Source organism: Burkholderia torrens, assembly GCF_984668525.1.
This window is the reverse complement of record NZ_OZ480211.1, coordinates 1,252,427-1,278,345: the sequence shown is the minus strand read 5'-3', so window position 1 is coordinate 1,278,345 and position 25,919 is coordinate 1,252,427. Positions and strand designations below refer to the sequence as shown.

Here is a 25,919-nt window from a genome sequence, read left to right as displayed (position 1 = left end):
GTCCATCCCCATGGGTAGATCCCCCCCAGTTGGGCAACGTGCCGATGGAGGGGATTCACACATGGTCGTCGTCGTTCAGCGCGAGCACGCCGATGTCGATCGCGAAGTGAACCAGGCCGGTCAGGTTGGCGATGCCGAGCTTGCGCATCAGATTGGCGCGGTGCTTGTCCACGGTTTTCGGACTGACCTTCAGGCACTCGCCGACCTGCCGGCTCGTGTGCCCCTCGACGACGAGGCGCAACACCGTGCGCTCGCGATTGGTCAGCGCACTCCACAGGCGCGCCTTGTGCGCGTTCGCGTCGCGCAACCCCTGCAGGCCGACGCGGGCGCGATAGGCGTCGAGGCTGACCACGCACTTGCCCTGCATCACGAAGCGCATCTCGCGCACCAGGTCGGCGAACGGCGCGTCCTTGAGCACGTAGCCGTCCGCACCGGCGGCGAAAGCGTCGCTCACGTCATCTTCGCTGCGATGAACCGTGAGGACGATGATCCGCACATGCGGCACGTCGCGCTTGATCGTCGCGATTGCTTCGAAGCCGCTGCCGCCCGGCATCGACAGATCCATCAGGATCAGGTCGGGCCGGGTCTTCTCGGCGAGATGACAGGCCTCGACCCCGCCGCTCGCCGCGCCGACGATGCAGTAGTCGGCCAGCTCGGAAACCAGATGACTCAGGCCGATTCGCAACAGATGCTGGTCCTCGACGATCAGCACACGATGCTTGTTGTTCAATTTCGACGCTCCCTCGCAGAAACGTGGCATCCAGGGCCTGTTCCCGCTAATGGCGGACTTGCGAACGTGCCTTTCCGCCCGTCCCGCCAGGGGACTTCCGTTGGGCGCGCGCAAGGAGAAAGCGGTCGCAATAGCCGTAGCTATCGCAACGACGAACGATGCCGCCACTCGGGCGGAAAGATACGTTTCCCTGTCTGGAAAAATTCATTCGTGGGGCCAGCGCAAACCCGTTATTCGCGGGAGTGGGCCCTAGTTGGACGCAACGACGTCGCGATAGGCCGCGAGCAGCTCGGTGGGCGTCGCGAAACCGTCGATCCGCAGCCACGCCTGGCCCGGCGCGGCCCGCACGAACGTCACCGGCGTGTGGTTCATCTTGTCGCCGCGATACACGTTGAACGCGCGCTGTGCGGCCACGCTCGCATCGACGGTCCCGGTGTAGTGCTGCCATTCGGGGCCGGCATCGAAGCGCGCCGCGTAGGTCCTGAGCCGCTCGGGCGTGTCCGCCTCCGGATCGATCGAGATCGACATGATGTGGACCTTGTCGCGGTCGGCGCCGAGTTCACCCTGCAGTTGCTCGAGCGTCTGGCTGATCATCGGGCAGATGGTCGTGCAGCTGGTGTAGACGAACGTCAGGATCACCGGCCGGCCGTCGTCGAGCTCCTTGGCCAGCGAGACGGACTGACCGTCGTCGCGCACGAGCTGAACCGCCGGCGTCGCATACTGGACCATCGTGTGCAGGGTGCCCGGCATCATCGCGTGATGCATGTGCATGCCCGCGGCTTCCGTCGCGCCCTCGGTCACGGGGGTGCCGAGCGTGCCGGGTGTGCCGGCCTTGTCGACCGCGTTACCGGCAGGCGCGGCCGGTGCGGGCTGAGCGGGCTGTGCCGGGACGTCGATGGCGGGCGTCATCGCGGGTCCCGCTGCGGGCTCGGCGGCAGGCTCGGCCGCCGGCTCCATCGCGTGTTCCATCCCGTGTCCCATCGCGGGCATCGCTGCGCTGTCGGCGGCGCTCCCGGCGGCATCCCCGGCGGCGCTGTCCACCGCGTTTGCGGCAGGATGTTCGGCACCGTTCTGCGTGTCCTTTCCCATCAGGCTGTCGACGGCATCCGGCGCCGGGTTTTCCGTCGCGCTCATGTTCGCCGCCGCACCTTCGGCCGCCGCTGCCCCGGCGCTCTCCATCGCGCCGCCATCGGACGCACACCACGCGGGCGCCGCGGTAAGCGCGACGCTCGCGACCACGAATACGCCCATCGTCGATCTGGCGATCCTGTTCATACCAGCCTCCATGACACGAGCCAGGCAGCGGACAATTCCGTGCCCCGTCCATGAAGTGTCATGAAGTTGCCCGCGAGCGTCATGGGATGACGCCCCCCAAAGGCCGGTAGGACATGCCCGCTCGGCGCGTTCCGCGATGCAGGCGGCAGGCATTTCCCTATGACGAACGCGCGAAATCCCCATGTTGCGGCCCGCGTCGGTCACGTCCTAGAATGATCGAAACCTTACGTTTTCCTGAAGATGCACCTCGGGAGCCACCATGACTGAACGCCAGCCCGACGGGCCACGGATCAGGCTGCTCGATCTGATCGATGCGATGCGCAAGCTGCGCAGTGCGCTTCGTCACGACGATCGCCGCACCACCGTCGTCACCGATGCACGGGGCGCCGCGCTCGCCCTTCTCGCCGACGACGGCGCGTTCGTATCGGTCAATCGCAGCGCCGCTGCGCTGTTCGGCTACAAGACCACCGAACTCGTCGGCCGGCACTTGCTCGACCTGGCACCCGACGACGCCCATCTCGGGCTGGCGAACGAGCTGTCCACGAGCGCCGCTCTTCAGCATCATTCGTTCACGGCGATGCTCGGCGGGCGAAGCGGCCATCCCGTGCAATTCGTCATCCATCAGCAGGCACTGCCCGGCACCCGACTGTCGCTGACGCTGTTCGAAGAACCGCCGATGCCCGAACCCGTACGACGCGGCGACGCGGCCAACGATGCGGGCGTGCATGCATGCCACACCTATTTGCTGATGGGCCAGCAGAAGGAACGCCATCGGCTCGCCGCGGAGTTGCACGACGGGCTCGGCCAGGCGCTGACGCTGATCAAGCTGATGAATGAGGACGCACTCATGCGGCTTCGTCGCGGCGAGATCGCCGACGCGACGAATCTGCTCGACGTCGCGGTGCTGCGGATTCGCGAGACGATCGGCGAAGTGCGCCAGATCTGTGGCGAACTGAAGCCGCCGATGCTCGACCGGCTCGGGCTGCCGGCCGCGCTCGCGTCGCTGTGCCGCCGCATCGAGCGCGACGCGAGCCCGCTGTCGGTCGAGTTCAATTGCGACGTCGACGACGACGACATTCCCGAGCATCTGAAGGCGGACATGTTCCGGGTCGCGCAGGAAGCGCTGCACAACGTCGTCAAACATGCGCAGGCCACCGAAATCGTGCTCGGCCTGCGACACGATACAGGCGGGCTGCTGCTGACGATCGACGACAACGGCGCCGGCTACGAGCGTCATCCGCTTGCGACGGACGACGCGCGCGCGGCGGGGCTCGGGCTGATCGGCATGCAACATCGCATCGAGTCGCACGGCGGCACGTTCGCGATCCAGTCGTCCGCCACGACGGGCACGCGCGTCTCGGCAACCTGGCCGCTCTGACACCGGCGACGCTCAGTGCTTTGCCCCGCCGGCGGGATAGTCGTCCAGCCGCGCGACGGCATCGGGCGCCTGCACGCCGTCGACGATCGGGTGAGCCGGCAGGTCGGTCACGTTCGGTTCCGCGCACTTGGACGCGAGCGTGGTCAGCAGACCCATGTTCATCGCGACGAGCACCAGTTCCGTCAGATTCGCGAGATGGAGCTTGTGCATCATGCTCGCCCGGTACTTCTCGATCGTCTTCGGGCTCAGGTTCAGGTACTGGCCGACCTGCCGGTTCGTACGCCCTTCCGCGATCAGCTTCAGCACGCTGCGTTCGCGCGCGGTCAGGATGTCCCACGCCTTCTTGGGCGCGGGCGCTTCGCGGCCGGTCACGAACGAGTCGACCATGTAGCCGTACACATCCGCGCTCAGGTGCCGCTTTCCCTGCATGACCATGCGCATCGCGAGCAGCAATTCGTCAAACGAAACATCCTTGAGCACGTAGCCTTCGACGCCTGCACGCAGCGCCTCGCGCACGTACTCCTCGTTCTGATGCACGGTGAGCACGACGATCCGGATCGTCGGCGCCCGCCGCTTGATCGTCGCACTCGCATCGATGCCGTTCATCCCGCGCATCGACAGATCCATCAGGATCAGGTCCGGCGCGAGCGTCATGGCCAGGTGGCACGCTTCCTTGCCGTCTCGCGCTTCGCCGACGACTTCGTAATCGCCTTGTGCGGAAAGCATCGACCGCAGCCCGTTTCTCAGCAGATCGTGATCCTCTGCAATCAGTACGCGATATTTAGTATTCACGACTTCCCCCAAGTTTTTCCGCGCTTGCACCACGTCGGATCTCGACGCCTCGTTTGCACGGTGCCGGACGCTCGTTCGTTGCTTCATCCGGTCTGGCGCCCCATCTCGCGAGCGACGGGTCACACTCGTGCTCGGAGCAAGGATCGCGCCAGTGCGCCGCGCGCGAGCATCCGCGACCGACATGCGCCCGCCTACATGCGGCGCAACGGCCTGAATGTTTCAGAGTTGAATCGATTTGACGTTGTGCGTCGCATCGGTAGGACTACGGATAGCGGGACTATCCGATCGCTTCCGTCGCGCCGGAAACGATTCATTCCGCGACGACGCGCGCATTGAGCAGAAAACAACTGTTCCGCGTAAGAATCGTCAACTTCTCCCGGTTACCAGGCGTTACCTGCGATTACTTGCGTAACAGTTTTGCATCGCCGCCGCGGGTGCTCTTGCGGCATCGAAGTGTAGGAGGTCGCCCCATTGCCGATCCGATGAACCGGCCACAACAATGCAAGTGCAGGAGGCCAAAAAGATGCACCGCCACCGTTCATCCGGATTGGGAACAGCGCTCGTTGCCGCATGCGTGGGATTCGGCTCGGCATGGTCGTGCGCCGCGCACGCGCAGATCTTCGGCGCGGTGGCGAGCAATGGCGCCATCGTCCTGACCAACGAGCCCGGCACGGCCAATCTGAAGGTGATCGTCGCGGCCGCAGCGCCGGCCGCATCGGAAGCGAAGCGTGCCGCGCCGAAGTCGGCGGTCGCGTCGTCGTTCGCGGACGTGATCGCCGAGGCAAGCCGGTCGTTCAATGTTCCGCCCGAACTCCTTCGCGCGGTGATCGATGTCGAATCGGGATACAACCCGAAGGCGGTCTCGGACAAAGGCGCGCGCGGGCTGATGCAATTGATGCCGGACACGGCCCGGCGCTTTTCGGGCGGCGACATGCTCGATCCGCGCGACAACGTGCTGGCCGGCGCGCGGTATCTGCGCTTCCTGCTCGACCTGTTCAAGGAAAACGTCGAGCTCACGCTCGCTGCCTACAATGCCGGGGAGAACGCCGTGATTCGCGCGGGTTATCGCATTCCGTCGTTTCCGCAGACACGCGAGTACGTGCCTCGCGTACTGGCGCGCTACAAACGGCTCCTCGCCGCGAATTGAAACGCCGGCGCCGCGCGTACGATCCGCGGCCGGCACGACACCGGCCGACGGGTCAGGTGACGATCAGGGAAATGCCGGGATGGTCGGATCTTCGCCCTGCAGATGTGCATCCGTGTGATGAAGCTTGATCGCGTCCTCGATCTCGTGAACGCGATCGGTCGGAACGTCGATCATCATCAGCAATTCGCCGTGCTCGATGCCGTCCTCGAAGCGCTTCAGGCGCGTGCTCGGCACGTCGACGCCGATCATCGTCGCCACCCATGCGCCGAAGGCCGCGCCGAACAGCGTGATCGCCACGACGATGCCGCCGCCGATCCGCAAGCCGTCGGGCGGGAACACGAGCACGAGCAGCCCGAGCAGCATGCCGGTCCCGAAGCCGACCGCGGTGCCGCGCGCGAGCGACGGCAGCAGGTCGCTGCGTTGCGCGAGCGTCGCCTCCGGCAACCCGTCGCGCATTACGTCGTGATTCGCGAGGCAATGGATATGGCGCCACTCGATTCGCAGCGACAGCAGTTCGCCGATGACCGACTGCGCGCATTGTGCTGTCGGCAACAGAAAATAGACCCTTCTCATGGCTCCTCCCACGTCACCGCGCCGTGCGGCGATACGCCCTTCAGACATTCTGGTGCGGCGCGCGTCCGGCTTGTAGTGGTAATGCTCGCCGAAGTGCATGGGTAGAACACGGTAGGAGGCGCCGCGCGTTTCAGAGCCGCCCGTAGCTGTGCAGCCCGGACAGGAACATGTTGACGCCGAGGAACGCGAACGTCGTGACCAGCAGGCCCGTGAGCGCCCACCACGCGGCGACCGCGCCGCGCAGCCCCTTCATCAAGCGCATGTGCAGCCACGCCGCGTAGTTCAGCCACACGATCAGCGCCCAGGTTTCCTTCGGGTCCCAGCTCCAGTAGCCGCCCCATGCCTCGGCCGCCCACAGCGCGCCGAGGATCGTCGCGATCGTGAAGAACGCGAAACCGACCGCGATCGACTTGTACATCACGTCGTCGAGCACTTCGAGCGTCGGCAGGCGATCGGCGAGCACGCCGCGCTCCTTCATCAGGTACGCGACCGACACCATCGCCGACAGCGCGAAGCTGCCGTAGCCGATGAAGTTCGCCGGCACGTGGATCTTCATCCACCAGCTCTGCAACGCCGGCACGAGCGGCTGGATCTGCTGCGCGTCGCGCGCGACCGAGTACCACATCAGGAAGCCGACAGCCGCACTGATCACCAGCAGCACGAACGCGCCGAGCGAACGCGTGCCGTAGTGGCCTTCGTAATACAGGTACAGCAGCGCGGTGATCAGGCTGAACAGGACGAACACTTCATAGAGGTTCGACACGGGGATGTGACCGACGTCCGCACCGATCAGGTAGGACTCGTACCAGCGCACAATCAGCCCCGTGAAGCCCATCAGCACGGCGACCCACGTGAGCTTCTGGCCGATCGCGGCGCCCGTTTCCGAGCGCGCGAGCAGGCCGATCCAGTAGAAGACCGTCGCGAGCACGAACAGCGCGCTCATCCACAGGATCGCCGACTGGCTCGACAGGAAGTACTTGAGGAAGAATGCCGAATCGGCGCGGGCGAGATCGCCCTGGTAGATCTGGATCGACAGCAGCGACAGCACGGCGATCGACGCCATCATCAGCCGCGCGGGCTTCCAGCGCCAGCCGAGCGCGACGAGCGCCGGCACGGTGCCGATCATCACCGCCTTGTCGTAATAGTCCATGTGCGCGTGGTAGTGCACGAGCGCATGGCCCGCGCCCGCCACGAGCGCCAGTGCGAACAGCCAGTCGAACAGCGACAGGCGCGCGAGGAACGGACGGTCGCCGCCCGGCTCATACGCGCGAACCGCGGCCGGCGCACGAAGGCGCCGATGCAGCCGAAGCAGTGACGCGGCAACGGATGTCATGCCGCCGCGTGACGATGGAATGGCTTTCATGAGCTCACCAGGATGGAACCATCGGGTTCGAATAAAAAGAGGCGCCCCGCCCCGGGGGAGACGAGACACCTAAACGATCGCCGCCGGCGCCGTTCGTCTGCCCGCCGCGCGGCACCAGCCGCACGGGACGCCGGTTCGGCGGCGCCTGCTCATTGCTCGGCCGCCGGGCTCGCCGGTGCGTCGGCTTCCAGCGGAAACGCCTCGACATACGCCGCGACGGCGCGCATGTCCTGCTCCGTCATGTTCGAGCACACCGACTTCATGACCGCGCCGCGCGGCCGCGTGTCGGTTTCGCGGAAAACCCTCAGCTGCTTCAGCACGTAGTCCGCGTGCTGGCCGGCAAGACGGGGAAACCCGGTCATGCCCTCACCATGCTGGCCATGACACCCGACACAGGCCGACACGCCCTTGTCCGGCAGGCCCGCCATGAAGATCGCCTTGCCCGTGTCAACGAGCAAGCGATCGCCGACCTCGCCGAGCACCGCCGGCTGGCTCGAGAAATACTCCGCGAGCTGGTCGATCTGCGCATCGGTCAGATGCGTGAAGCCCCACATGTAGCGCTTCGCATTCGGATCGGCGCGCGCGTGATGCTTGAAATCGTTCAACTGATCGACGAGATATTCCTTGCGCTGTCCGGCGAGCTTCGGAAATACCGGCGACACCGACACGCCGGTCGCACCGTGGCAGTTCGAGCACACCTGCAGCGCGATGGTCTTGCCCGATACGGCCGGATTGTCGACTTCCCGCGACCGCTCCAGGTCGTGACAACCCGATGCCGCCAGCACCAGCGCAAGCCAAGCGAAATGGGTCACCTTGTTCATGTCAGCGCTCTCCTGCCGTAATACCCGTCGCCCCGCCGGATGTCAGAACGAAGCGAGCCATAGATAGATGAACAGCGTGTCGTTGTCCCTCGCGTTGCGTCCGTTGCCGTCGTAGTTGGTCGTCGCGCCGAGGTACTTGGTGAAATGCGTGTACTGGATGCCGACGCGCACGTGTTGATCCGGCATCCAGAATATTTCCGGCGTCCAGCCCTGTGTATTCGGATGGAAGTTCGCGCTCGCCGCATAGGCAGTACTGTCCGCGGTCCCCGTCGTATTGAAGAACGACAGGCTGACGCCATACTTGGCCTGGTAGATGTACGACGCCTTGAGCCGCAACGAATTCAGGTTCGCGGCCGTGTTGTCGCTCACGATGAAATTGTTCGGATCGTGAATGTTCTCGCGCACGTAGCGCGCTTGCGCGGTGATCGTGTGCGGCTCCAGCAGGTACTGGTACTGCGTGTCGAAACCGTAGTCGCGATAGCGCGTCACGCCCGAGCCGAAGATCGGAAAACTGTTCGGATCGTTCGGATAGACGTCGACGCTCAGCCCGAACGCGCCGACCATCAGGCTGTGCGGGCCCCAGTCGCGCGTCAGCGCGATGCGCGCATACGGGTTGTAGCCGCGCAAATAGACCTGCGGGTGGTCCGGATTGCCCGCGTGGTTGCCCTTGCTCAGGAACGACCAGATGCCGTCGGCCGTGCTGTAGGCGGTCAACTCCGCATAGACCGTCTTGTTCCAGTACAGGTATCCGCCCATGCCGACAACCTGCATCGCGAGACCGCCTTCGATGATCGGCGTGACCGGCACGCCGGCCACCGGGCTGATCGCCGAGCCGATGTACGGATAACTCCAGGCCGGCGCGGTATTGAAGACGTCCTGCACGGTGGGGTTGTTGTGCAGCGTCAGGCCGAAGATCAGATCGTTGGCGGGTGACATGATCCGGTCGACGAAGCGGAAGTCGGTGTTGTCCGATGCCCACCAGCCTTTCCATTTTCCGTTGGCGTCCTGATGATCGTAGTTCGTATAGGTGAATTGCGCGAAGCCGCCGAGATGGTCGGTGATCTTCCCGGCGAGGAACACGCTCGCGAAGTCGAAGATTGGCAGGCCGTTCTTCGGCGTAACCGGATTGCCGCTGGCGTCGCTGTTCGCTCGTGTCTTGCTCAGGTCGCCTATCGCCATCGCCGCGAGCGGAATCGTGCGCTCGCCCAACGTGTAGCCGTTCAGCTTGAACAGGCGCCCGTACGGCGTGAGTTCGGGGAACTGTCCGCCGGCATGGCACGCGACGCAGCTCTGCCCGGTCTGGCGCGCGAAGATCGGCAACGCGTGCCCGACGGACACCTGCAGCATCGCGAGCGCCGCGATCACGATCATCCAGCCGCGATGCAGCCAGCGATGACGCATGTCACGATCGACAGGAAACGTTGTCATGGCTGTTTTCCCCCTCACGCGGTGTGCACCGCGCTGCGCCACCGCGACATCGGAACGTCGCGCGATGACTTCATTGTGCGAAGCGCCCGCGAGAACCGGCATGGGGAGACTTCCTCCATACGCGGTCTGATTCCTCCCCCATCTCGACGCGCGCTCCGCTCAGGGAACGATCCAGTCTCCGTCGGCGGCGATCTTCGTGCGGTCCGGCCCGGCAAACCGGACGATATAGCCGCCCTTCGACGCGAAGCGCTGCCCGGTCGCGAGCGTCAGGCGCGGGTAGTAGCCGGTCAGGATGCGGCGTTCGAGCATGTCCTGGATGCGCTCGACCAGGTACTCGCGCACGAACGCGTCGACCACGTGGCTCAGCGTCTCGGCGAGCAGGCCGCACGCGAGATAGGTATCCGCCTGCACCTGCGGCGCGACCATCGGAATCTTCCGGATCGTGAACCAGCCGAACGCATAGTCGACGCGCACGCGCCGCCCTTCGGGCAAGTCGAACGGATAGGCGACGCGCGTCACCGCGCGCCAACTCGTCGGCAGCGGCGTGCTGTCGAGCCCGCCGAGCAGCCCCGACATGAACACGGTGTCCGCCGCCGGCGGCACGTGCTCGAGCGCCGCGAGGTCGGGCGGCCGCAGCCACAGCACGAGCACGTCGTCGCGCGGCGTCCGGCGCAACGCGCGCGCGACGCCGTCGCGCGGGGCGAGCGCGTGATTCGACACCGCGATGCCGCGCGCCTTCAGTACGGCTGCAAGCGCCTGTGCGCCGCGCTCGCCGTTGTCGCCCGCGCGATAGACTTGCCTGACCGTCTTCACCGGCCGCGCGCCGGCTTCGTCCAGGATGCGCTTCGCGATCAGGTCCGACTCGAGCAGCACGCCGCGCGAGAAGTACACCGAGTAAAAATCGTGATCGGTCTCGACCGGCACTTCGACGTTCGGAAAGAGGCACGGCACGGCCTCCGCCTCGCAGAAGTCGTGGACGGGCGCCCAGTTCCGGCCGCCGAGCCCCGACACCACGGCCAGCACCGGCTGCCGCTCGAGATACGCGTTCAGTTGCGCATGCCACGTGTCCGGCGGCCCGGTGAGCGACCAGACGTGCAGTTCCCAGCGGCGATTGACCATGAACATCATTTTTCGCGTGGAACGCAGCGGCGGCGTCGTGCCGAACGGAAACGCGTTCTTGTCCGCGAAGTAGTGCTGCAGGACGTCGAGCATGCCCGCCCGCTTCACCGGGTCCGCGTCCGGCGTGACGATCGTCGCGAAATGCAGCACCGTGTCGGTCACGCCCGACGGCTTGCGGCGATCGAGACGCTTCAGATAGCCGGTCAGCGCGGCCATGTCGGCGTCGCCGAGCGCGTATTGCGGCATCAGTCTGCCGAGCGGCCTGCCTTCCGGATCGATCCCGTCACGCACGGCACGCGCGAGCCGTTCTTCCGTGTACGGCTCGCGATCGGTGCGCATGCCGGGAACGTACGGGATGTCGAGATCCTCGGCGGTCTGCGCGCGCGGATGCACCAGGTAGCGCCACGTGACCGGCGGGATGGTGGTGTTGCCCTCCTTCGAGCCCAGCCCGCTGCGCCGATGGCAATTGATGCAGGCGGCGGCGGCGCCTTTCAGGCGCACGCCGTCCTGATGCACGGCTTCGAGCGGCGCGCCCGAACCGAGGATGCCGCGCTGGAAGATTGCTTCCCCCGCGTCCGCCGGCACGGCGGGTGCCGCTGTCTCGTCGCCGATCGCGTGGCCTGCGCCCGCGCACAACGCGGCCAGCACCACCCACCGCGCCAGCTGCCCGCGCGAGACCGGCAGGCACGCCGCCGCGAGGGCGCGCGCTCGCCCCCGGATGCCGTTCATGGCCGTACCGTCGGCCGGCCCGCGCCCGGCGGGGCCGGCGACACGCGCGCATCGAGCGACGCCGGACGGCGTCCGCCCGGCGCGACGGGCCGGGCGAAGAGCGCGTCGTCGAGCGGCGGATTCAGCGACACCTTGTCGATGATCAGCGTGTCCTTGGTCGGCGAGGCCGCCGTCCCGCTCTCGATCCTGAGCGGGATTTGCAGGCCGTCGATGAGCTTGAAGTTGCCATAGTTCACCTCCACCGTGAGCGGGCCCGTCGGCCCGCGCACCTGGCGGTCGGCCTTCACGTCCAGGAAACTCCGCCCGTCGATCCACACGTGCCGTACCGCGCCGGACGGCAACTTCACCGCCAGGCGGTACGCATCGTGCCCGCCGATCCGGTCGACGCCGTCCAGCGTCACGCCGATGCCCTTCGCATCGTGGTCGAACAGCGGGCCGTCGATCACCTGCTCGTCGCGCGCGGACATCAGCTCGCCCGGCGTATACGGCCGCAGGCCGGCGCTGCCGCCCGCGGCCTGTTTCCAGCCTTCGCGGCCGTCGAACACGCGCACGGCCTTCTGGTTGAGCACGGTGATCTCGAAGCGCGTCTTGTTCGGCCGCTTCATCGCAAGGACGAACGGCATGTCGCGCACGGGCGCGTTCGGGCTGTCCACATGGCCCGACCAGACCATCGTCCGGACCTTGCGCCACGCGTCGAGCCCGCCTCTCGCCGCGATGTTCTTCTCGACGATCTGGTCCACGCCGAGGCCCTGCCCCGGCAATTGCTCGCACCCGCACAAGGCCGCCATCGCGCAGCCGGCGAGCACCCACGATCCGATCCGTCCCATGGTCGTCACCTCGTCCGGGTCTCGGCCGGGTGACTCGGCGCCTTCGCGAAAGTGAGCGGCGGCTTGCCGAACATCGTGTCGTCGGCCGGCTCGTTGAGTGCGACGTGCTCGATCGTGATCCGGTGCGTCTCCTTGACGCCGCTCACGACGGTCTCGAGCGTGTGCGGCATGACGAGGCCGTTTTCCTTCCTGTAATCGCGATAGAGCACGGCGACGCCGTGCGTCTTGCCGTCCAGCACGCGCGGCTCGCCATCGATCTTCAGTTCGAGAAAGCTCGACGCGTCGACCCACAGGCGGCGCGACGCGCCGTCCTTCGACGTCAGCTTCAGCACATACGCGCGATGCCCTTCCACCTGCTCCATGCCAAGCGCCTGGATCGTGGTGCCCTTGTTCGCGTAGTCGATCAGCGGACCGTCGAGTTCGGCCGACGACGCGGCGGACTTGAGTTGCGCCGGCGTATACGGCTCGACGTCGTTGCGGCCGAGATACGGCCGGACCAGCCAGCCCTGCGAACCGTCGTACACCTGCAGCGCGGTCTGCTGCTCGAACTGGATTTCGAGCCGGCTCTTGTGCGGCCGCTTCAACGTCAGCGTGAACGGCAGCCTGACGTTCTTCTTGCCGCCCGCATCGAGCTGCCCCGTCATCCTGATCGACGACACCGCCCGCCACGCCTGCAGCCCGCCACGGGCCGCGACATTGCGCTCGGCGATCTGCGCCGCGTCCATATGCGACGCCGACGCCGCCTGCGCATTCCCCGCCGCCGAGGCCGCGGATGCGACCTGGCCGCAAGTCAACAAGCCGGCAGCACACGCCGCCGAAATCGACTTGAAAAGAAACCGGTTCATGACTGCTCTCCCCGCATGCAGGCCGCCCGTTGTCGATGCGCGGCGGCATGCGCATGTATGTGATTACTCGACCACCAGCCCGTCGATATGCAGCGAATCGATCAGGATGCTGACCCGTTCGCCGCGCTTGATCGGCCCTCCCTTGTTGGAAAACACCATCCAGTACTCGTGTCCGGTCTCGAGCTGGCCGGTCTGCCGCAGCGCGCCGATCTGGTCCATCACCGGAATCACGAGCATCGCGTGGCTCGTTTCGCCGTACAGGTAGACGGTCGCCTTCGTGTCGGCGAGCAGCCGCGCCTTGTCCGGATCGACCACGCGGTAGCTGAAGCGGATCAGGTTGCCCGACGCGGTGCTGCGCACGTGCAGGTCGTCGATGCCCTTCGCCATCTGGTAATAAGCCTTCGCCTCACGCGGCAGGCTCACCGGCAGGTAAGGCGAGTGCCGGCCGGCCGCCGGCTTGGCCGGCGCATCCTGCCCGGCCGCGGCCGGCTGAGGCCGGACCGCGACGAGGCTCGCACCGCCCGCGAGCAGCAGCATCGATGCCGCGCGGAAGGCCGCCCGTTTCATCGCATCGCTCCCGTAAGCGGCGCGGGTAGCGCCTGCGCCGGGGTCGGCGCAGGGAGCCGCACGGGCGGCAGCGCGCGTGTCTGTGCACGTGTCTGCGCAGGCGCCTGCGGGCGGGCGCGCGGCGGCACCCTGGCCGGGGCCTGCAGCAGCGCATTCGACGGCGGCCGCGCCAGCGCCGGAGACTGCCCCAACGCGCCGGTCGGCAGCGGCCGAGTCGCCCTGGGGGCGAGCCGCGCCCCTGCCTGCAGCCGCCTCAGCGCCGGTGCCACGATCGGCGGCAGCGGCGCGCCACCGTTGAACAGACCCGGGATTCCGCCGATGCCCGGGATTCCGCCGCCCGGGAAGCCGTGTCCGCCCGGGAATCCGCCTCCACCCGGGAAGCCACCACCACCCGGGAAGCCGCCATGGCCCGGCGGGAGAAGTGCGGCCAGGCCGGTCAGCTGGCTCCCCAGTGCGAGCGGGTCGATCGGCGTGCCGCCACCGAGCAGGCCGCCGAGCAGGCCGGGCGCCACGTACTCGACCGCGCCGATGTCGTAGCCGTTGCCTTGCGGCCGCGGCGTGCCGAAGAAGTCGTGGTTCGGCGCGCCGGATGCCGTGGCCGCCCCGATCGCCGGCGACGAGCCCTTGATCGAGTAGTTGCCCATCATCACGTTGTAGCCCGCGCTGCCAGGCGTGAGCGCCTCGTTGAACAGCGACAGCGGCCCGTACGACATGTTGATCCACTGGTTGCCTTCATCGGGCGTGGCCGCCGGCATCAGCCCGAACAGCGGGTTCGGCAACACCGCGTCGGCGATCCCGGGCGGTACGGCAAAGCCGTTCCCGCCGGCTTCCGGCGGCACGCGCGAGCCGTTGCAGTACTGGCTGATCGTCTGCGGGTCCGATGCCTTGTTGGTCGCCGCATAGCCCGCCGTGCTGGTCATGATCGAGTACTGCGGGTTCATGGTCAGCCCGGACTGGTGATTGGCCGGCCCGGTGTCGCCGTACGCGCCGATGTCCCAGTAGAACGGCGGGGTCGTGCCGCCCGTCACGCAGAAGCCTGTCGATTGCCCCTTCTGGTTCAAGGTCGGGTTCAGCGTGACCGCGTTCTGCACGCCGGGGATGTTCGGGTTCGGCTGCGAACTCACCGAGATGTAGAACGAGCGGTTTTGCCAGAACAGGTTGTTGCTCAGCACCGGGTTCGAGAACTTCGTGCAGTTCGGCTCGTTCGCGGGACAGGTGATTTGCCCCGTGAAACCCGCGGGCGGGACGAACGCCGTCATCAGGTTCTGCGTATGCGTCGCCGTCTCCAGTCCGGCCGGCTGCTGCGTCGATGCCTCGATGAAACTCGTGCAGGTCGACTCCGCGCTGTTCGGGCTGCTCGTGCATCCGGGCGGCGCCACGTTCGACTGCGCCGCGGCCGGCGTATTGAAGAGCACGCCCGCCGACGCCGTCGCATCGTTCGCGATCACCGTGTTGTTGATGAAGCTCACGCGCACCGCATCCTGCAGCGACACGCCACCGCCCGACCAGCCGGCCACGTTGTTCGCGATGATGTTGTTGATCACGCGCACCTGGTACCACTTGTTCGGGTTGCCGAGATTGCGTTGCACCTCCGTGCCGTTGACGTTCTGCAGCCGCAGGCCGCCGCCCTTCCCGCTTTCCGCGGTATTGCCCATGATCAGGTTGCCGTCGATCACCAGATCCGGACCGATACCGTCGGACAGCTGCGGCGCGCAGTCGACGTCGACGAGGCTGTTCTCGCAGAACGTGCCGTCGGGCGGCACGCCCTGCGCGATGATCCCGCCGCCATACGTCGGCAACGTCGGGTTGTTGCTCTGGTTGAACAACACCACGTTGTGCGACAGGTCGCCGTTGTAGCTGAACCCGAAGTGCGCGACGCCGCCGCCGTCACCGCTGGTCATGTTGCCGCAGACCCAGTTGTAGTTGAAGCGGTAGTAGTCGGCACCCGTGCAGAGCGTCACACCACCGGCCGAAGACGGCGTGGTCGAGTTGATCTCGTCGCCATACGACGCGTTTGCCGTGACGGCGTTGTGGTGCACGTTGACGAACGTGTTGTACATGAACGGCAACTGCGTCACGCCGTCCGCGGCGATGTTGGCGTCCGGCACTTCCACCTGGCCGACCGTGATGCCGCCCGACAGCGTGCCGGCATTACCGGTCACGCGGTTGTTCGAGACCTCCGTGTAATGGTTCCAGCCGTGCAGGAAAATCCCGCCGCCGCCCTGCGAGCTGTTGGTGACCGTGACCCCGTCGATGCGCGACGGGTTGCACAGGAAGTTGCTGTAGTTCGGGTTGTTCGGGTCCGTCGTGCAGTCGTGCGCCGTGAGCAGCGTGCAGATGCCGTTCGCGGTGCAGTTCGTGCTCGGCTGCACACCCTTGGCCAGCACCGTGATGCCCGCACCTTCGTACGCGCCCATCAGCGACGGTTCGATCAGCAGCTCGCCCAGGTTGCCGTTCTGCGTGCTGTCCCAACCGACGGTCGGTTCGAACGGAATCGGGTCCACGTGCCCCTGCATCTGCGTCGAGCACTGATAGGTGCCTGACGGATCGTACGGGTTGTTGGTCGGCGAGATCGGCTTCGTCGAGTCGTACGTGGACGAAATCAGCCCGCCGTCCAGCGATGTGCCGAACAGGCACGCGATCAGCCTGCGCCACGGATCGAGCTTGCCGGACGGATGCGTATTTGCATTGATCGTCACCGACGCGGCACCCACGCCTTGCAGCCGCACCGGCTTCCACATCACCAGCATCTCGTTGTACGTGCCCGGACCGACGACGATCATGTCGCCCGCGCTCGCATTGTTGATCGCGGTCTGGAGCGCATTGCTCGCACCGTTCTCGCCGCTCACGTAGGTCGGCGCCTTGCCGCCGATCGTCACCGTGATCGCATCGATCGACCGCTTGCCGTTGCCGGCCGTGATCACGAGCTCGCCGCACTGCGTCGCGGGTGCGCCCATCTGCTGGATCGTGCAGGTCGACGGCACCTTCAGCGACGGGAGCGACGGCAGGCTCAGGTCGGGCGCGAGCACGACGATCTTCGAGTCGCTCCACGACACGACCGGCGCATTGACGCCCGCGATCGTGACCGTGCCGGTGCCCTGCGTCGCGCCGAAGCCGTAGTGGCGCGTGATGAACTTCTGGTTGAACGGCGCCGCGGTCTGGCTCGGTCCCGTATACGCGTGGTTCACCACCTGCTGGTCGCCCAGCGCGTTGATCGTCAGCGGCTTGCCTGGCGCGCTGACCCACGGGCCCGCACCTGCGCCGATCGTGTCGCCGGTCACGCTCGAGATCGCCGGCGTCGCATCCGGATACGCGCAGTCGGGCTGGTTGTAGCCGTCCGCGAAGGACTGCACCGGCACCACCGGCGTATCCATGTACTGCGTCTGTCCGGGCATGAACGGAATCTCGTAACAGAACTGGCTGTATGCCGGGTTGTACAGCGGATCGGTCATCGTCTTGCCGGGGTGCTGCGGATCGGGGATCGGGCCCGGATCGTTCATGCACGTGACCATCATCGTCGGCGCATAACCGGTCGGGTTCGGGGGGTTCACTTCCCAGGTCGAGAACGTCAGTCCGTTGTAGATGCCCCATTGATCCGTGTAGGTGCGCGAGACTTCGTTGCCGGAGAAATCCTTGAACGAGACCGGCACGTTCGGCACCGCGAACTTTTCGCCGAACTGCGGCGAATACGGATCGAACTCCGACGAGAAGTCGTCGAGCATGAAGCCCGTGTAGTGCGCGCTGACATGCGTCGAGCTGAAGACCCAGAACTTCGCGAGCACCGATTCCTCGTCGGTCAGCATCACCTCCTTGCGATCGCACAGATGCCGGGACGCGCCCGCGAACGGTGCGACTTCCTTCGATCCCGGGAACAGGCTGATGTAGTCCGGCACGATGCGCAACTCGCCGACGCACGGCCAGAACCGCTCGACGCTGCCGGTGTCGCCTTCGGCATGCGGCGTCGAACCGAGGTTCGTGGTCGGATTCTGCGGGTTGTTCTTGTTGTACGTCGAATTCACCGCGGCCTGGTCGGGGAGGATGAAGATCGCACCGATCCCGCCGAACTGCTGCGTCACCGGAGCGATGTAGTTGTCGCCGATCAGGATGTTCTTGTCTTCCTCCTTCACCAGTTCGTAGCCCGGCGGCACGATGATCTCCACCACGTACTTGCCGGCAGGCAGCATCGGCGTGCCGTCGACGGGATTCTTCCCGACGCAGATCGTGCAGTTCGACGCGACCGGCTTGCCGTTCGCATCCGTCGCCGTCACGCTCGGGAACTTGTACATCCCGTCATACGGCGCCGGCTGGATCTGGTTGAACGCGTGCATGCCGTCGTAGCACTTGTACTGTGCGTTCGCGGGCAGCTGGCGATGTTGCGGATCGAGCCAGTTGGTGCTGTTCTTCAGCGTGAAGTAGAACGGGTCGTTCGGATCCTGGCCCGGGCAGTTCATGTTCGGCGTCACGCCGTCCGCGCGGAAGCCCTGCGCCCAGTCGTCCCAGCTCGCCGTCTTGGTCGTGTCCACCAGCGTCAGGTTGGTCGTGCCGTCGGTGGCCGTGCCTTCCTGGTACAGGTTGACCGTGACGTTCGGCACGTTGGGCGTCCACTTCGTGTGGATCAGCAGCGTCGGATCGTCGAACGGCCGCGTCGACGCATAGATCACCTCGCCGCGTATCCCGCCGTTCTCGCCCTTCGCGAACGGCGCCTTGCCGTACTCGATGAACGAGTTCTGGCCGGAGAAGCCCTGCCATGCCTCCGTGGTCACCCAGGGCGGATCGACCCGCCCGGTCGATCCGCTGCCGGTCGACGCGCAGTCCGCGTCCGCGCAATACCGGGCGCCCGGCACCCGCAGGTTCGACGGCAGCGGCAGGGTTTCGGCCGTGTTCGCGAAGTTCGCGGCCAGCGTCGAGTTCCCGCTGCCGGCAGCGCCGGTGCCGTCCACCGGACCGCCCGCGTCGTACACCACGTGCGTGCCGGTCGACTTGAAGCGCGTCAGGTCGTCGTCGACCACATACCAGTTGAACAGCGGAAACACTTCGTTGAACGGCGCATAGCCGTTGCCGTCCGTGTTGTTGAAGTTCGAGAAGCTGCCGTCGCGGAACCGCATGTTGACCGACGCCAGCGCGACGCCGGGGTCGTCAGGGTGCGAGATGCCGTCGCCGTGCAGGTCGATGAAGGTCCGCGTATAGAGGTTCGTATGCCACTGCAGCACGGACAGGTCGCCGACGTCGACCGTCGTGCTCCCGTTGGCCGCGGGCAACTGCACCGCCTTGGCCAGCCCGTCGACGATCTGGTCGTTCCATTGATCGAACACGGTGATGCGCGTCGTGCCGCTCGGCAGGCCGCTGATCGTGAACCGGCCCTGGCTGTCGCATTTCGTGAAGCCGTAATCCTCGCTGTCCGGATCGCCGACGCTCACATAGCATTGCGAGAACGCCAGCGAATCGCGCGATCCGCTGCTGTACAGGTTCTCGTTCGGCGGGCGGCTGTAGTGCAGGTTCGTCACGCGGCCCGTGAGCGTGTTCGGGCACGGACCGGTGTCGCATATCCCGGTCTTGGCCGCGTTGGTCCTGCGCCCGTTGATGATCTTCGGATTCGCGAAGCCGATCGACACGTGATAGCCGGCCGGCCCGAACTCCTGGAAGTACGCGGGGCCGCCGACCTTGATGAACGCGTCGTGCGCCTTCTGTCCGTCGAGCGTGTTGGTCTGCAGCCATTCCTCGCCGCGGCCGATCCGGTCGGCCGCCGGTGTCGCGATCACGCCGTAGCGGCCCGGCATCAGGTTGGCGATGATCGCCTGGCCGACGAGCGGCGACAGCGTCTTGCCGTCCGATTCGTATTTCGGGCAGGTCGGGATCATGCCGACCAGGCCGTCGGTCGCCGTCGAAATCGGGCATGCATTGAGCCCGGTGAGCGGATCAATGGTGCCCTGCAGCGAATTCGACAGCGGCATGTTGAACATGTCGTAGGTCATCTGTCCGGTCGGGTCGCCGGTGCCGCCGGCATCGTCCCAGAGCTTGATCTCGAATCCGCCGAGCCCCGGCTCGCGCGAGGTGCCGAATCCGTCGGACCCGCCGCTGACATCCACTTCGCCGTTCAGCGGCGCATCGTCCTCGAACACGAACACCGACAGCTTCGCGGTCTGGTACGGCGTTTCCGTCAGCAGCACGTTGAGCTGCCCGGCCTGTCCGGCGCCGGTCTGCCCTGCCTTCGCGGCCGCGATCTGCGCGGGCGCGATCGGCGCGCCACCCATGCCGTGGCCGCACTTGCCGGTGCCTGGCGCGAAATCCGCGCCGCTCGGGCCCGACGGGCAGTCGAGCGCGATGCTGAATTGCCGCTTGCCGTCGGGCGACACACCGCCGCCGTTCGTGAACGTGTTGCCCGCATCGCCGGGCAGGATCGAGATGTAGTAATGCTTGGTCGGATCGAGCGCCACGTACTTCGGATCGACCGGCGTCTGTTGCGAGACGCTCGGGCCGGTACGGCACACGCCGTTGCCGACGTCGCACACGGTCGCCACGTGCGTGTTGGACACCGGGTCGTACACGGTCTGCCCGGATTCGCATGCCACGGTGCCGACGCAGCCCGCCGCCACCACCGGCATGTAGCTCGTGTGGAAGTTCGTGCCGAGACTCGGGACCGGCAGCGGCGGGCAGTTCGCCGGCCTTCCTGTCGCGGAATTCACCTGGCAGGCCGGATCGATCTGCATCGTGCGGTCTTCCTCGATGATCCAGCGATAGTCGGTGAGCTTGACCGCCTTGTTCGGCGCGGTCGCATCCGGCGCCATGCTCGGCGCGTCCATCACGTTCACGACCAGCCCGCTGCCGGGATTGAACGTGACCGTCACGGTCCCTGCATTCGCGCTCGTCTGGTTCTGCGTATTGGTGACCTTGTACTGGAACGTCATCGTCTGCGCCGCCGCGCCGTTGCCGACCCGCGGCGTCGCCGGCACCGCGGTAAACGAGCCGTCCGGATTCAGCGTCACGGTGCCGTTCGTCGCGCTCGACGCGACGATCTGCGCGGTGAGCGGCAGCCCGGCCGGATCGCTCGCACTGGCGAGCACGCCGGGCGCGCCGATCTGAACCTGCGACGCGATGTTGCTCGAGAAGCTCGCATTGCCGGCCGTGGGGACCGACAGGCACTTGTTGCTCGTGGTGCAGGCGGTCAGCGTCACCTTCGCCGTCACCGGCGGCGTGCCGTTGGTCGACTGATAGACGAAACTGTCGTTCGCAGTGCTACTCGACAGATACGTGAACGTACCGTCCGTGTTCAACGTGAGCGTGCCGGTCGCGGGCGGCGTCTGGACCTTCACGCCGTACACGCCGGAGTCGCTCGCGATCACGCCCTTGGCCGGATCCGACACGGCAAGCGTCGTGCCCGGCACGAAGTAATAGTTCGCGCCCGCGGCGGTCGGCGTCTCGCCGATGCCGGCAGTCGCCGACGGTTGGGCGTTGTTGACCGCGATGTAGCCCTGCATCCCGCCATCGCGCATATTGTTGGTCGACAGGCTCAACTCGCGGTCGTACACCGGCATCGCACCTGCGGCCGGCGCGTTCAGCATCACGTCATAGGTCTTGCCGGCCGCCATGAACACGGCGTTCTGGATGCGCGCGGCGCCGGGAATCACGTTGCCGTCCTCGGCGACCAGCGTGAAGCCGGGAACGGACGGATTGCCCGTTTGCGCGCCGACCACGGCCGGAACGTGCATGCGCAGCCCGGCGTTCACCAGGCGCACGAGCACCTGCCCGGTCGACGGCGGCACGGTCGCGCTCGGCGGGAAAGCCGACGCGTTCGGGTTGGTGCGATCGAAGGCCACGCCGTTGATCAGGTAATAGCGCGGATCGTAGTTCACCACCGGCGGATAGCAGGTGCCGAACGTGACCGACTTCGAGTCGCCGCACCCGCCGGGCTGGCCCGACCATGCAGCAGTTTCGCTGAAGCCCTTGGTCGCGACGGCCGCGGCAACCGCGGCGTTCTGCACCGGATCGATCTCGCCCATCACGAGCGGCACGTCGGCGTCATAGCAGGACACCGAATTCGGATAGGCCTGTTTCGTCGATGCGCACGTCGAACTGGGGACGGTCGGGCTCTTCACCACCAGCACCCCGTAGAGGCCCATCGGCCCCTGGATCGACGGGTGCGTGCCCGACTCGAGCAGGTAGGTGCCGGGCTTGAGATTGGCCCAGGTGAGCGTCGTGTGCGATTTCGGATCGGTCGACGGCGCCACCTCGGTCCCGAACGACTGGACGCGCGGCCCCTGCGCGGGCGGCACGAACGATGCCAGCGGCGCGGTCGATGTGGCCGTGACGATCGGCCAGGTCGTGGCCGTCTGCGTCGGATGGACCGGGCTCGGCGTGGTCGTCGGCTTGTCGCCCAGACCGCCGCCCAGCTGGCCGACGATCACGAGCGAGGTCGGCACGGGCGCCGGCAGGTTGTTCGTCAGGTTGATCTGCAGCTGCCCTGCCGGCACGGTGACGACCACCGGCGACCAGTTCGCGCCGGCGGCCGGATTCGCCGCCGCGCAGGTGGCGTTTGCCACCGGCACCGTCGCGTTGGCGGCCGTCGTGCAGGTGTAGCCCCACATCGGCACGGCCTGCCCGTCCGGCATCAACGCCGTGGACGCCTTCGCCGTCAGATTGACGACTGCCTGCGCGAAACAGGCTTCGCCTGCCGTCAGCAAGATGGATGCCGCGACCCCCGCCTTGAACAGATCAAGGAGCGTCGCCGTGAGCTTGGTGGATCTCATCGCCTTTCTCCCCACCCCTAATTGGATTCGTCGATCGGAAATACCGGAGGATCAACGAGCATCATCATCATCATTCCGCCCGGGAAGATGTTGTTCGTCGTGATCTCGCGCTCGTTATGCGAGTGCCACATGAACGCGAAGCCTGCTTCCGTCGCCGGCGGGTTCAGGATCGTGTTGCTGGGCGGCGACGTGCCGGTCGGCGCCGTCGCACGCACGGTCGCGTCCGGCCCGAGATACGGACTGCCGCCATACCAGAAGCCGTTCGTCAGGATGTTCGAGTCCGGCAACGTGACCGGCCCGCCGCTCGCGACCTTGCCGAACGGCGCCTTCTCGAGTGCCTTGCCGTGGTCCTGGCACCACTCGTAGTAGTTCGGCGCGCTGCGCGGCGCCGGCGGATTCGACGCCGTCGTGTAGTAGCCGTTCGCGTCCGGCACGCAGACGGAGCCGTCGCCCGCGTAGTGCGCGTAGACGTCCCAGTTCAGGCCCTTGCCGGTCCAGTAGAAAATCCCGTCCATCGTCGCGCCCGGCGTCGTGGTGGTCGTGAACAGCAGCGGCCCGGCCGGCTGCCGCGGGTTCGCCGGGTGGCTCGGGTCGACCGGGCTGAGCAACAGGTTGCCGTCGCGCGCCAGCACGCGCACGTGGTTGCCGTGCTCGTGGAACGGATGCTGCCAGCGGCCGGTGCCGATGATCCGCAGCAGCACCAGTTCGCCCGGATGCATGTGCGGGTTGCCGTTGTACGGCTGGTGCGGGTACTGCGGCGCGTAGTTCGGATCCATGTCGTCCGGCATCGAGCGGCCGTTGACCATGAAATAGGCCGGGTGATACGGCTCGGTCTCGACCGTCATGCAGCCGGTCGGCTTGGTGCACGACGTATTCGCCGCGACCTGCTGCTCCGCCTGCTGATGGATGCGCGGATCCATTTCGGAGAACTGAAAAAGATACTCACGGTCATAGCAGGCGGCGCTGTTGTCGAATGCCGCCACTGCGTTGCGGAAATCGCGCTGGCCGAACGGCCGGCCCGAATCCGGCAGCGCCATGCAGCCCGCCGTGTTGACCGCCGTATTCGGCAGCACGATGATCGCACCGTACATCCCCATCTCGATCTGCAGGTCGCCCTGCGTGCCGCTGTAGTACGCATGCGTACCCGGCGTCGCCGCGACGAACGTATAGGTGACCGTCGCGCCGTGCGGCGCTTCTTGCGCCAGTAGCCCGGCAACGCCGGAGGTGCCGGTGCAGGTCTTGCCGTCCGGGCTCAGGGTGCCCGTGCACACGACGAAGCCGGGGAACAGCATCGACGTGTTGCCGGCCGCCGCCGGCAGGTTGTTGGTGAGTGTCACGGTGATGACGTCGCCCTGCCTGACGATCAGCGTCGGACCGGGAATCTGCATCGTCGGACAGGTCGCACCGGTAATCGTCGACGGCGAGAAGACGAGCGGCGTCGCGCTGGTCGCCGCGCAGCCGTAGCCCCACGAATAGACGCTCGTGCCGTCCGGCTGGGTAATGCGCGCCTCCTGGGCCGTGAGGTTGAAAACCTTGCCGGCGATGCCCGGCGCGGCGGCTTGCGCGTGCACCGACAGCAACGCGGCGAGCGTTGCGACGCCGACGCGTGCGAGCCGTCCGAGACGGGCGAGCGTCGCGGTCCACGCATGATGAGTGATGTGTCCCACGGCTTTTCTCCTCAGGGCAGGACTTCCCGGCCGGGCCCCGCCCGCTGCTGCGGGCGGGCCCTGGTCATCAAAGAGTGCAGTGCTTCGTGACCGGGTCCACCGCGCTGCAGATGTGGACTTCGGTCATCAGGCCGCCGAAGTTCTCCTGATCGTTCGACAGGTGATCGAGGTTCGGCGTGTACAGGTAGAAAATCTGGCCCGAGTGGTACTTCGTCTTGTCGCTGGCGTCGAGAATCAGGTCGAGCGACTCGCCGCCTCCGAGCGTGATCGAGTTCGTGTCGTAGGCCATGTTGTTGCCGGCCATGTCGCGCAGCATGCGGGCGTTGATCGCGATCACGTGCATCGGGATGCCGAGCGACGCCAGCGTCTGGTATTCGGTCACGTCGAGATCCGAGATCCGCAACAGCGCGCGGCCGCCGGCGGGAATGTTGATCAGCGTCGACAGCGGTTGCGACGGATGCATCGAACTGTCCGACGCCGGCGTCGACATCGCCCCTTCTGTCACCGTGTCCGGATAGCTGCGGCCATTCAGCAGGAAGAACTTGTCCTTCATGTCGGTGAACGGCTCGGGATTGAACGTCATGCCGACGAAGTGGAAATTCGGATCGAAGCCATGGATCTGGATCGGATACTCGACGTCGTACGCGGTCGAGCCGTCACCGTCGTTGTAGGCGTAGAGCGACAGCGTTTCGGGCGTGGTCGCCGGAATGTTGGCGTTGGCCGCACGCACGAGGCCGTTGTTCTGCGGCGGCAGCGGCGTCGAGCACAGGATGTCGTTGCCGCAGCGCGTGCGCAGGTCCGACTGCTGCGTCACCAGCGCCTCGTACAGCGACACGCCCTTCGGCACGCGATCCTGGCGCGGCCGCACGTAGATCTGGCCGACCATGCCCATCTGCAGGTGCTCCGGCGGCGTGATGTGGCAGTGCCAGAAATAGGTGCCCGCATCCGGCGCGAGATAGTAGTACGTGAAGCTCGCGCCGATGTTGATCGCGACCGACGCGTCCGGCACGCCGTCATAGAACGACGACGCGTTCGGATAGCCGTGGAAGTGCACCGTATGCCTCTCGAACAGGTCCGGGCGCATGATCATCCCGACGTTCGTGAGCGTGAGGAAGAACTCGTCGTCCTCGTCGATCGCCATCAGCGGCGCGGGCTGGTTGCCGTTCATCACGCCGATGTCCATGATCGGGCGCGGATCGACGTGGCCGGTCAGCGCACCGCCTGCATCCGGATCGGGCGCGAGGCCGACCGCGCCGTTGTAGGTCGGGTCCGTCCTGGGATCGCCGACGGTGTTGAACACCGACGCGAGCTGCGTGCCGGGCAGCCCGGCCTTGACGTCCGCGAGCCCGGACAGCGGGCCGAACGCGAACAGATAGGTCTGCACACCGTTGGCCATCGTGGCATAGCCGTCGCCGCCCGAGATCTGCTGGCACTTGATCGCGCCGTTCACGGTGCCGGTCGACGTGGAAGTCTGGCCGGTGTAGGTCGGTTTCGTGTAGGCGGGCTCGCCGACACCGGGCGCCAGCGCGGTCGGATGCGACGGCGTGGTGAACGGGCACTGGACGCGGAACGACTGGGCGAACGAGGGAACGGCGCACATCAGGAGCAACAGTGCCGCCACACTGCTGCAACACGCGCGGGTACTGAACATATGACCTCCATCCAAGGGGTCAACCAGCGATACGGGCTGGACGTCATGCTGTACTGCGGACGCGGGCCGGCGAGGTCTTCGCATCAGCCCGTATCTGGATTCTGAAGATGTGCGCGTCTGGCCGGGATGGGTCACCCCCCTACTTTTGCATAGGGGGGCTCCGGCACGCGGGGGCGACATGCTCCTCAAGGACGGATGGGCGAGGTTCGAGCAGCCCCGTCGATGCACCGGATTTGTCCGATGAAAAACGCGCGACGACCGGC

At 66.5% G+C, this 25,919-nt stretch carries 16 protein-coding genes; 2 read left to right on the top strand and 14 right to left on the bottom strand.

Annotated features, from left to right (window positions below; translation table 11 throughout):
* Positions 1-55: 55 nt before the first annotated feature.
* Positions 56-730 carry a response regulator gene (locus AC5LXX_RS05940; RefSeq protein WP_493410782.1) on the bottom strand — a complete coding sequence of 225 codons (675 nt, stop codon included), beginning with the start codon at positions 728-730 and terminating at the stop codon, positions 56-58.
* 249 nt (positions 731-979) lie between these two features.
* On the bottom strand, positions 980-1,627 hold the full coding sequence (locus tag AC5LXX_RS05935) for an SCO family protein (protein ID WP_493411089.1): 648 nt from the start codon (positions 1,625-1,627) through the stop codon (positions 980-982).
* A 637-nt stretch (positions 1,628-2,264) separates the two neighbouring features.
* Between AC5LXX_RS05935 and AC5LXX_RS05930 the strand changes: the two genes are divergently transcribed.
* Positions 2,265-3,383 (top strand): PAS domain-containing sensor histidine kinase, encoded by a 1,119-nt coding sequence (locus AC5LXX_RS05930; RefSeq protein ID WP_322084356.1) that lies wholly within the window; start codon positions 2,265-2,267, stop codon positions 3,381-3,383.
* A gap of 12 nt (positions 3,384-3,395) precedes the next feature.
* Here AC5LXX_RS05930 and AC5LXX_RS05925 read toward each other — a convergent pair whose 3' ends face one another.
* Complete coding sequence (locus AC5LXX_RS05925; RefSeq protein ID WP_493410781.1) at positions 3,396-4,175, bottom strand: response regulator; 780 nt, start codon at positions 4,173-4,175, stop codon at positions 3,396-3,398.
* A gap of 523 nt (positions 4,176-4,698) precedes the next feature.
* Here AC5LXX_RS05925 and AC5LXX_RS05920 point away from each other — a divergent pair.
* Complete coding sequence (locus AC5LXX_RS05920; protein WP_124454133.1) at positions 4,699-5,322, top strand: lytic transglycosylase domain-containing protein; 624 nt, start codon at positions 4,699-4,701, stop codon at positions 5,320-5,322.
* Between the two features lie 63 nt (positions 5,323-5,385).
* On the opposite strand, the gene AC5LXX_RS05915 is transcribed toward AC5LXX_RS05920, so the two are convergent.
* The 11 genes from AC5LXX_RS05915 to AC5LXX_RS05865 all read right to left on the bottom strand — a co-directional run bounded on the left by AC5LXX_RS05915 (position 5,386) and on the right by AC5LXX_RS05865 (position 25,656).
* Positions 5,386-5,895: a DUF1269 domain-containing protein gene (locus AC5LXX_RS05915; protein WP_493410780.1), complete on the bottom strand. Its 510-nt coding sequence runs from the start codon at positions 5,893-5,895 to the stop codon at positions 5,386-5,388.
* Positions 5,896-6,025: 130 nt separating this feature from the next.
* Entirely contained in the window at positions 6,026-7,228 is a 1,203-nt protein-coding gene (gene ccsB / locus AC5LXX_RS05910) for a c-type cytochrome biogenesis protein CcsB (RefSeq protein ID WP_493411088.1), read from the bottom strand.
* Between the two features lie 179 nt (positions 7,229-7,407).
* A complete protein-coding gene (locus AC5LXX_RS05905; RefSeq protein ID WP_493410779.1) occupies positions 7,408-8,079 on the bottom strand; it encodes a c-type cytochrome in 672 nt (223 codons plus the stop codon).
* A 42-nt stretch (positions 8,080-8,121) separates the two neighbouring features.
* Positions 8,122-9,507, bottom strand: a complete 1,386-nt coding sequence (locus AC5LXX_RS05900; RefSeq protein WP_185658280.1) for a cytochrome C — start codon at positions 9,505-9,507, stop codon at positions 8,122-8,124.
* Between the two features lie 159 nt (positions 9,508-9,666).
* A complete protein-coding gene (locus AC5LXX_RS05895) occupies positions 9,667-11,355 on the bottom strand; it encodes a c-type cytochrome (RefSeq protein WP_493410778.1) in 1,689 nt (562 codons plus the stop codon).
* A complete protein-coding gene (locus AC5LXX_RS05890; RefSeq protein WP_493410777.1) occupies positions 11,352-12,182 on the bottom strand; it encodes a LolA-like protein in 831 nt (276 codons plus the stop codon). Before AC5LXX_RS05890 ends, AC5LXX_RS05895 begins: the two co-directional genes overlap by 4 nt.
* Positions 12,183-12,187: 5 nt before the next feature.
* Entirely contained in the window at positions 12,188-13,027 is an 840-nt protein-coding gene (locus AC5LXX_RS05885; RefSeq protein ID WP_124456510.1) for a LolA-like protein, read from the bottom strand.
* 63 nt (positions 13,028-13,090) lie between these two features.
* Entirely contained in the window at positions 13,091-13,594 is a 504-nt protein-coding gene (locus AC5LXX_RS05880; RefSeq protein ID WP_493410776.1) for a hypothetical protein, read from the bottom strand.
* Complete coding sequence (locus tag AC5LXX_RS05875; RefSeq protein ID WP_493410775.1) at positions 13,591-22,338, bottom strand: choice-of-anchor Q domain-containing protein; 8,748 nt, start codon at positions 22,336-22,338, stop codon at positions 13,591-13,593. The genes AC5LXX_RS05880 and AC5LXX_RS05875 overlap by 4 nt, the downstream gene beginning before the upstream one ends.
* 17 nt (positions 22,339-22,355) lie before the next feature.
* Positions 22,356-24,005, bottom strand: coding sequence for a multicopper oxidase domain-containing protein (locus AC5LXX_RS05870; protein ID WP_124456513.1), 1,650 nt, complete (start codon positions 24,003-24,005; stop codon positions 22,356-22,358).
* A 67-nt stretch (positions 24,006-24,072) separates the two neighbouring features.
* Complete coding sequence (locus AC5LXX_RS05865; protein WP_124456514.1) at positions 24,073-25,656, bottom strand: multicopper oxidase domain-containing protein; 1,584 nt, start codon at positions 25,654-25,656, stop codon at positions 24,073-24,075.
* Positions 25,657-25,919 lie beyond the last annotated feature (263 nt).

Bases quoted from the DNA above. Each gene is read 5' to 3' on its own strand.
- AC5LXX_RS05930 (WP_322084356.1), top strand. From the start codon at position 2,265: ATGACTGAACGCCAGCCCGACGGGCCACGGATCAGGCTGCTCGATCTG.
- AC5LXX_RS05920 (WP_124454133.1), top strand. From the start codon at position 4,699: ATGCACCGCCACCGTTCATCCGGATTGGGAACAGCGCTCGTTGCCGCA.
- AC5LXX_RS05915 (WP_493410780.1), bottom strand. From the start codon at position 5,895: ATGAGAAGGGTCTATTTTCTGTTGCCGACAGCACAATGCGCGCAGTCG.
- ccsB (WP_493411088.1), bottom strand. From the start codon at position 7,228: ATGACATCCGTTGCCGCGTCACTGCTTCGGCTGCATCGGCGCCTTCGT.
- AC5LXX_RS05905 (WP_493410779.1), bottom strand. From the start codon at position 8,079: ATGAACAAGGTGACCCATTTCGCTTGGCTTGCGCTGGTGCTGGCGGCA.
- AC5LXX_RS05900 (WP_185658280.1), bottom strand. From the start codon at position 9,507: ATGACAACGTTTCCTGTCGATCGTGACATGCGTCATCGCTGGCTGCAT.
- AC5LXX_RS05895 (WP_493410778.1), bottom strand. From the start codon at position 11,355: ATGAACGGCATCCGGGGGCGAGCGCGCGCCCTCGCGGCGGCGTGCCTG.
- AC5LXX_RS05890 (WP_493410777.1), bottom strand. From the start codon at position 12,182: ATGGGACGGATCGGATCGTGGGTGCTCGCCGGCTGCGCGATGGCGGCC.
- AC5LXX_RS05885 (WP_124456510.1), bottom strand. From the start codon at position 13,027: ATGAACCGGTTTCTTTTCAAGTCGATTTCGGCGGCGTGTGCTGCCGGC.
- AC5LXX_RS05880 (WP_493410776.1), bottom strand. From the start codon at position 13,594: ATGAAACGGGCGGCCTTCCGCGCGGCATCGATGCTGCTGCTCGCGGGC.
- AC5LXX_RS05875 (WP_493410775.1), bottom strand. From the start codon at position 22,338: ATGAGATCCACCAAGCTCACGGCGACGCTCCTTGATCTGTTCAAGGCG.
- AC5LXX_RS05865 (WP_124456514.1), bottom strand. From the start codon at position 25,656: ATGTTCAGTACCCGCGCGTGTTGCAGCAGTGTGGCGGCACTGTTGCTC.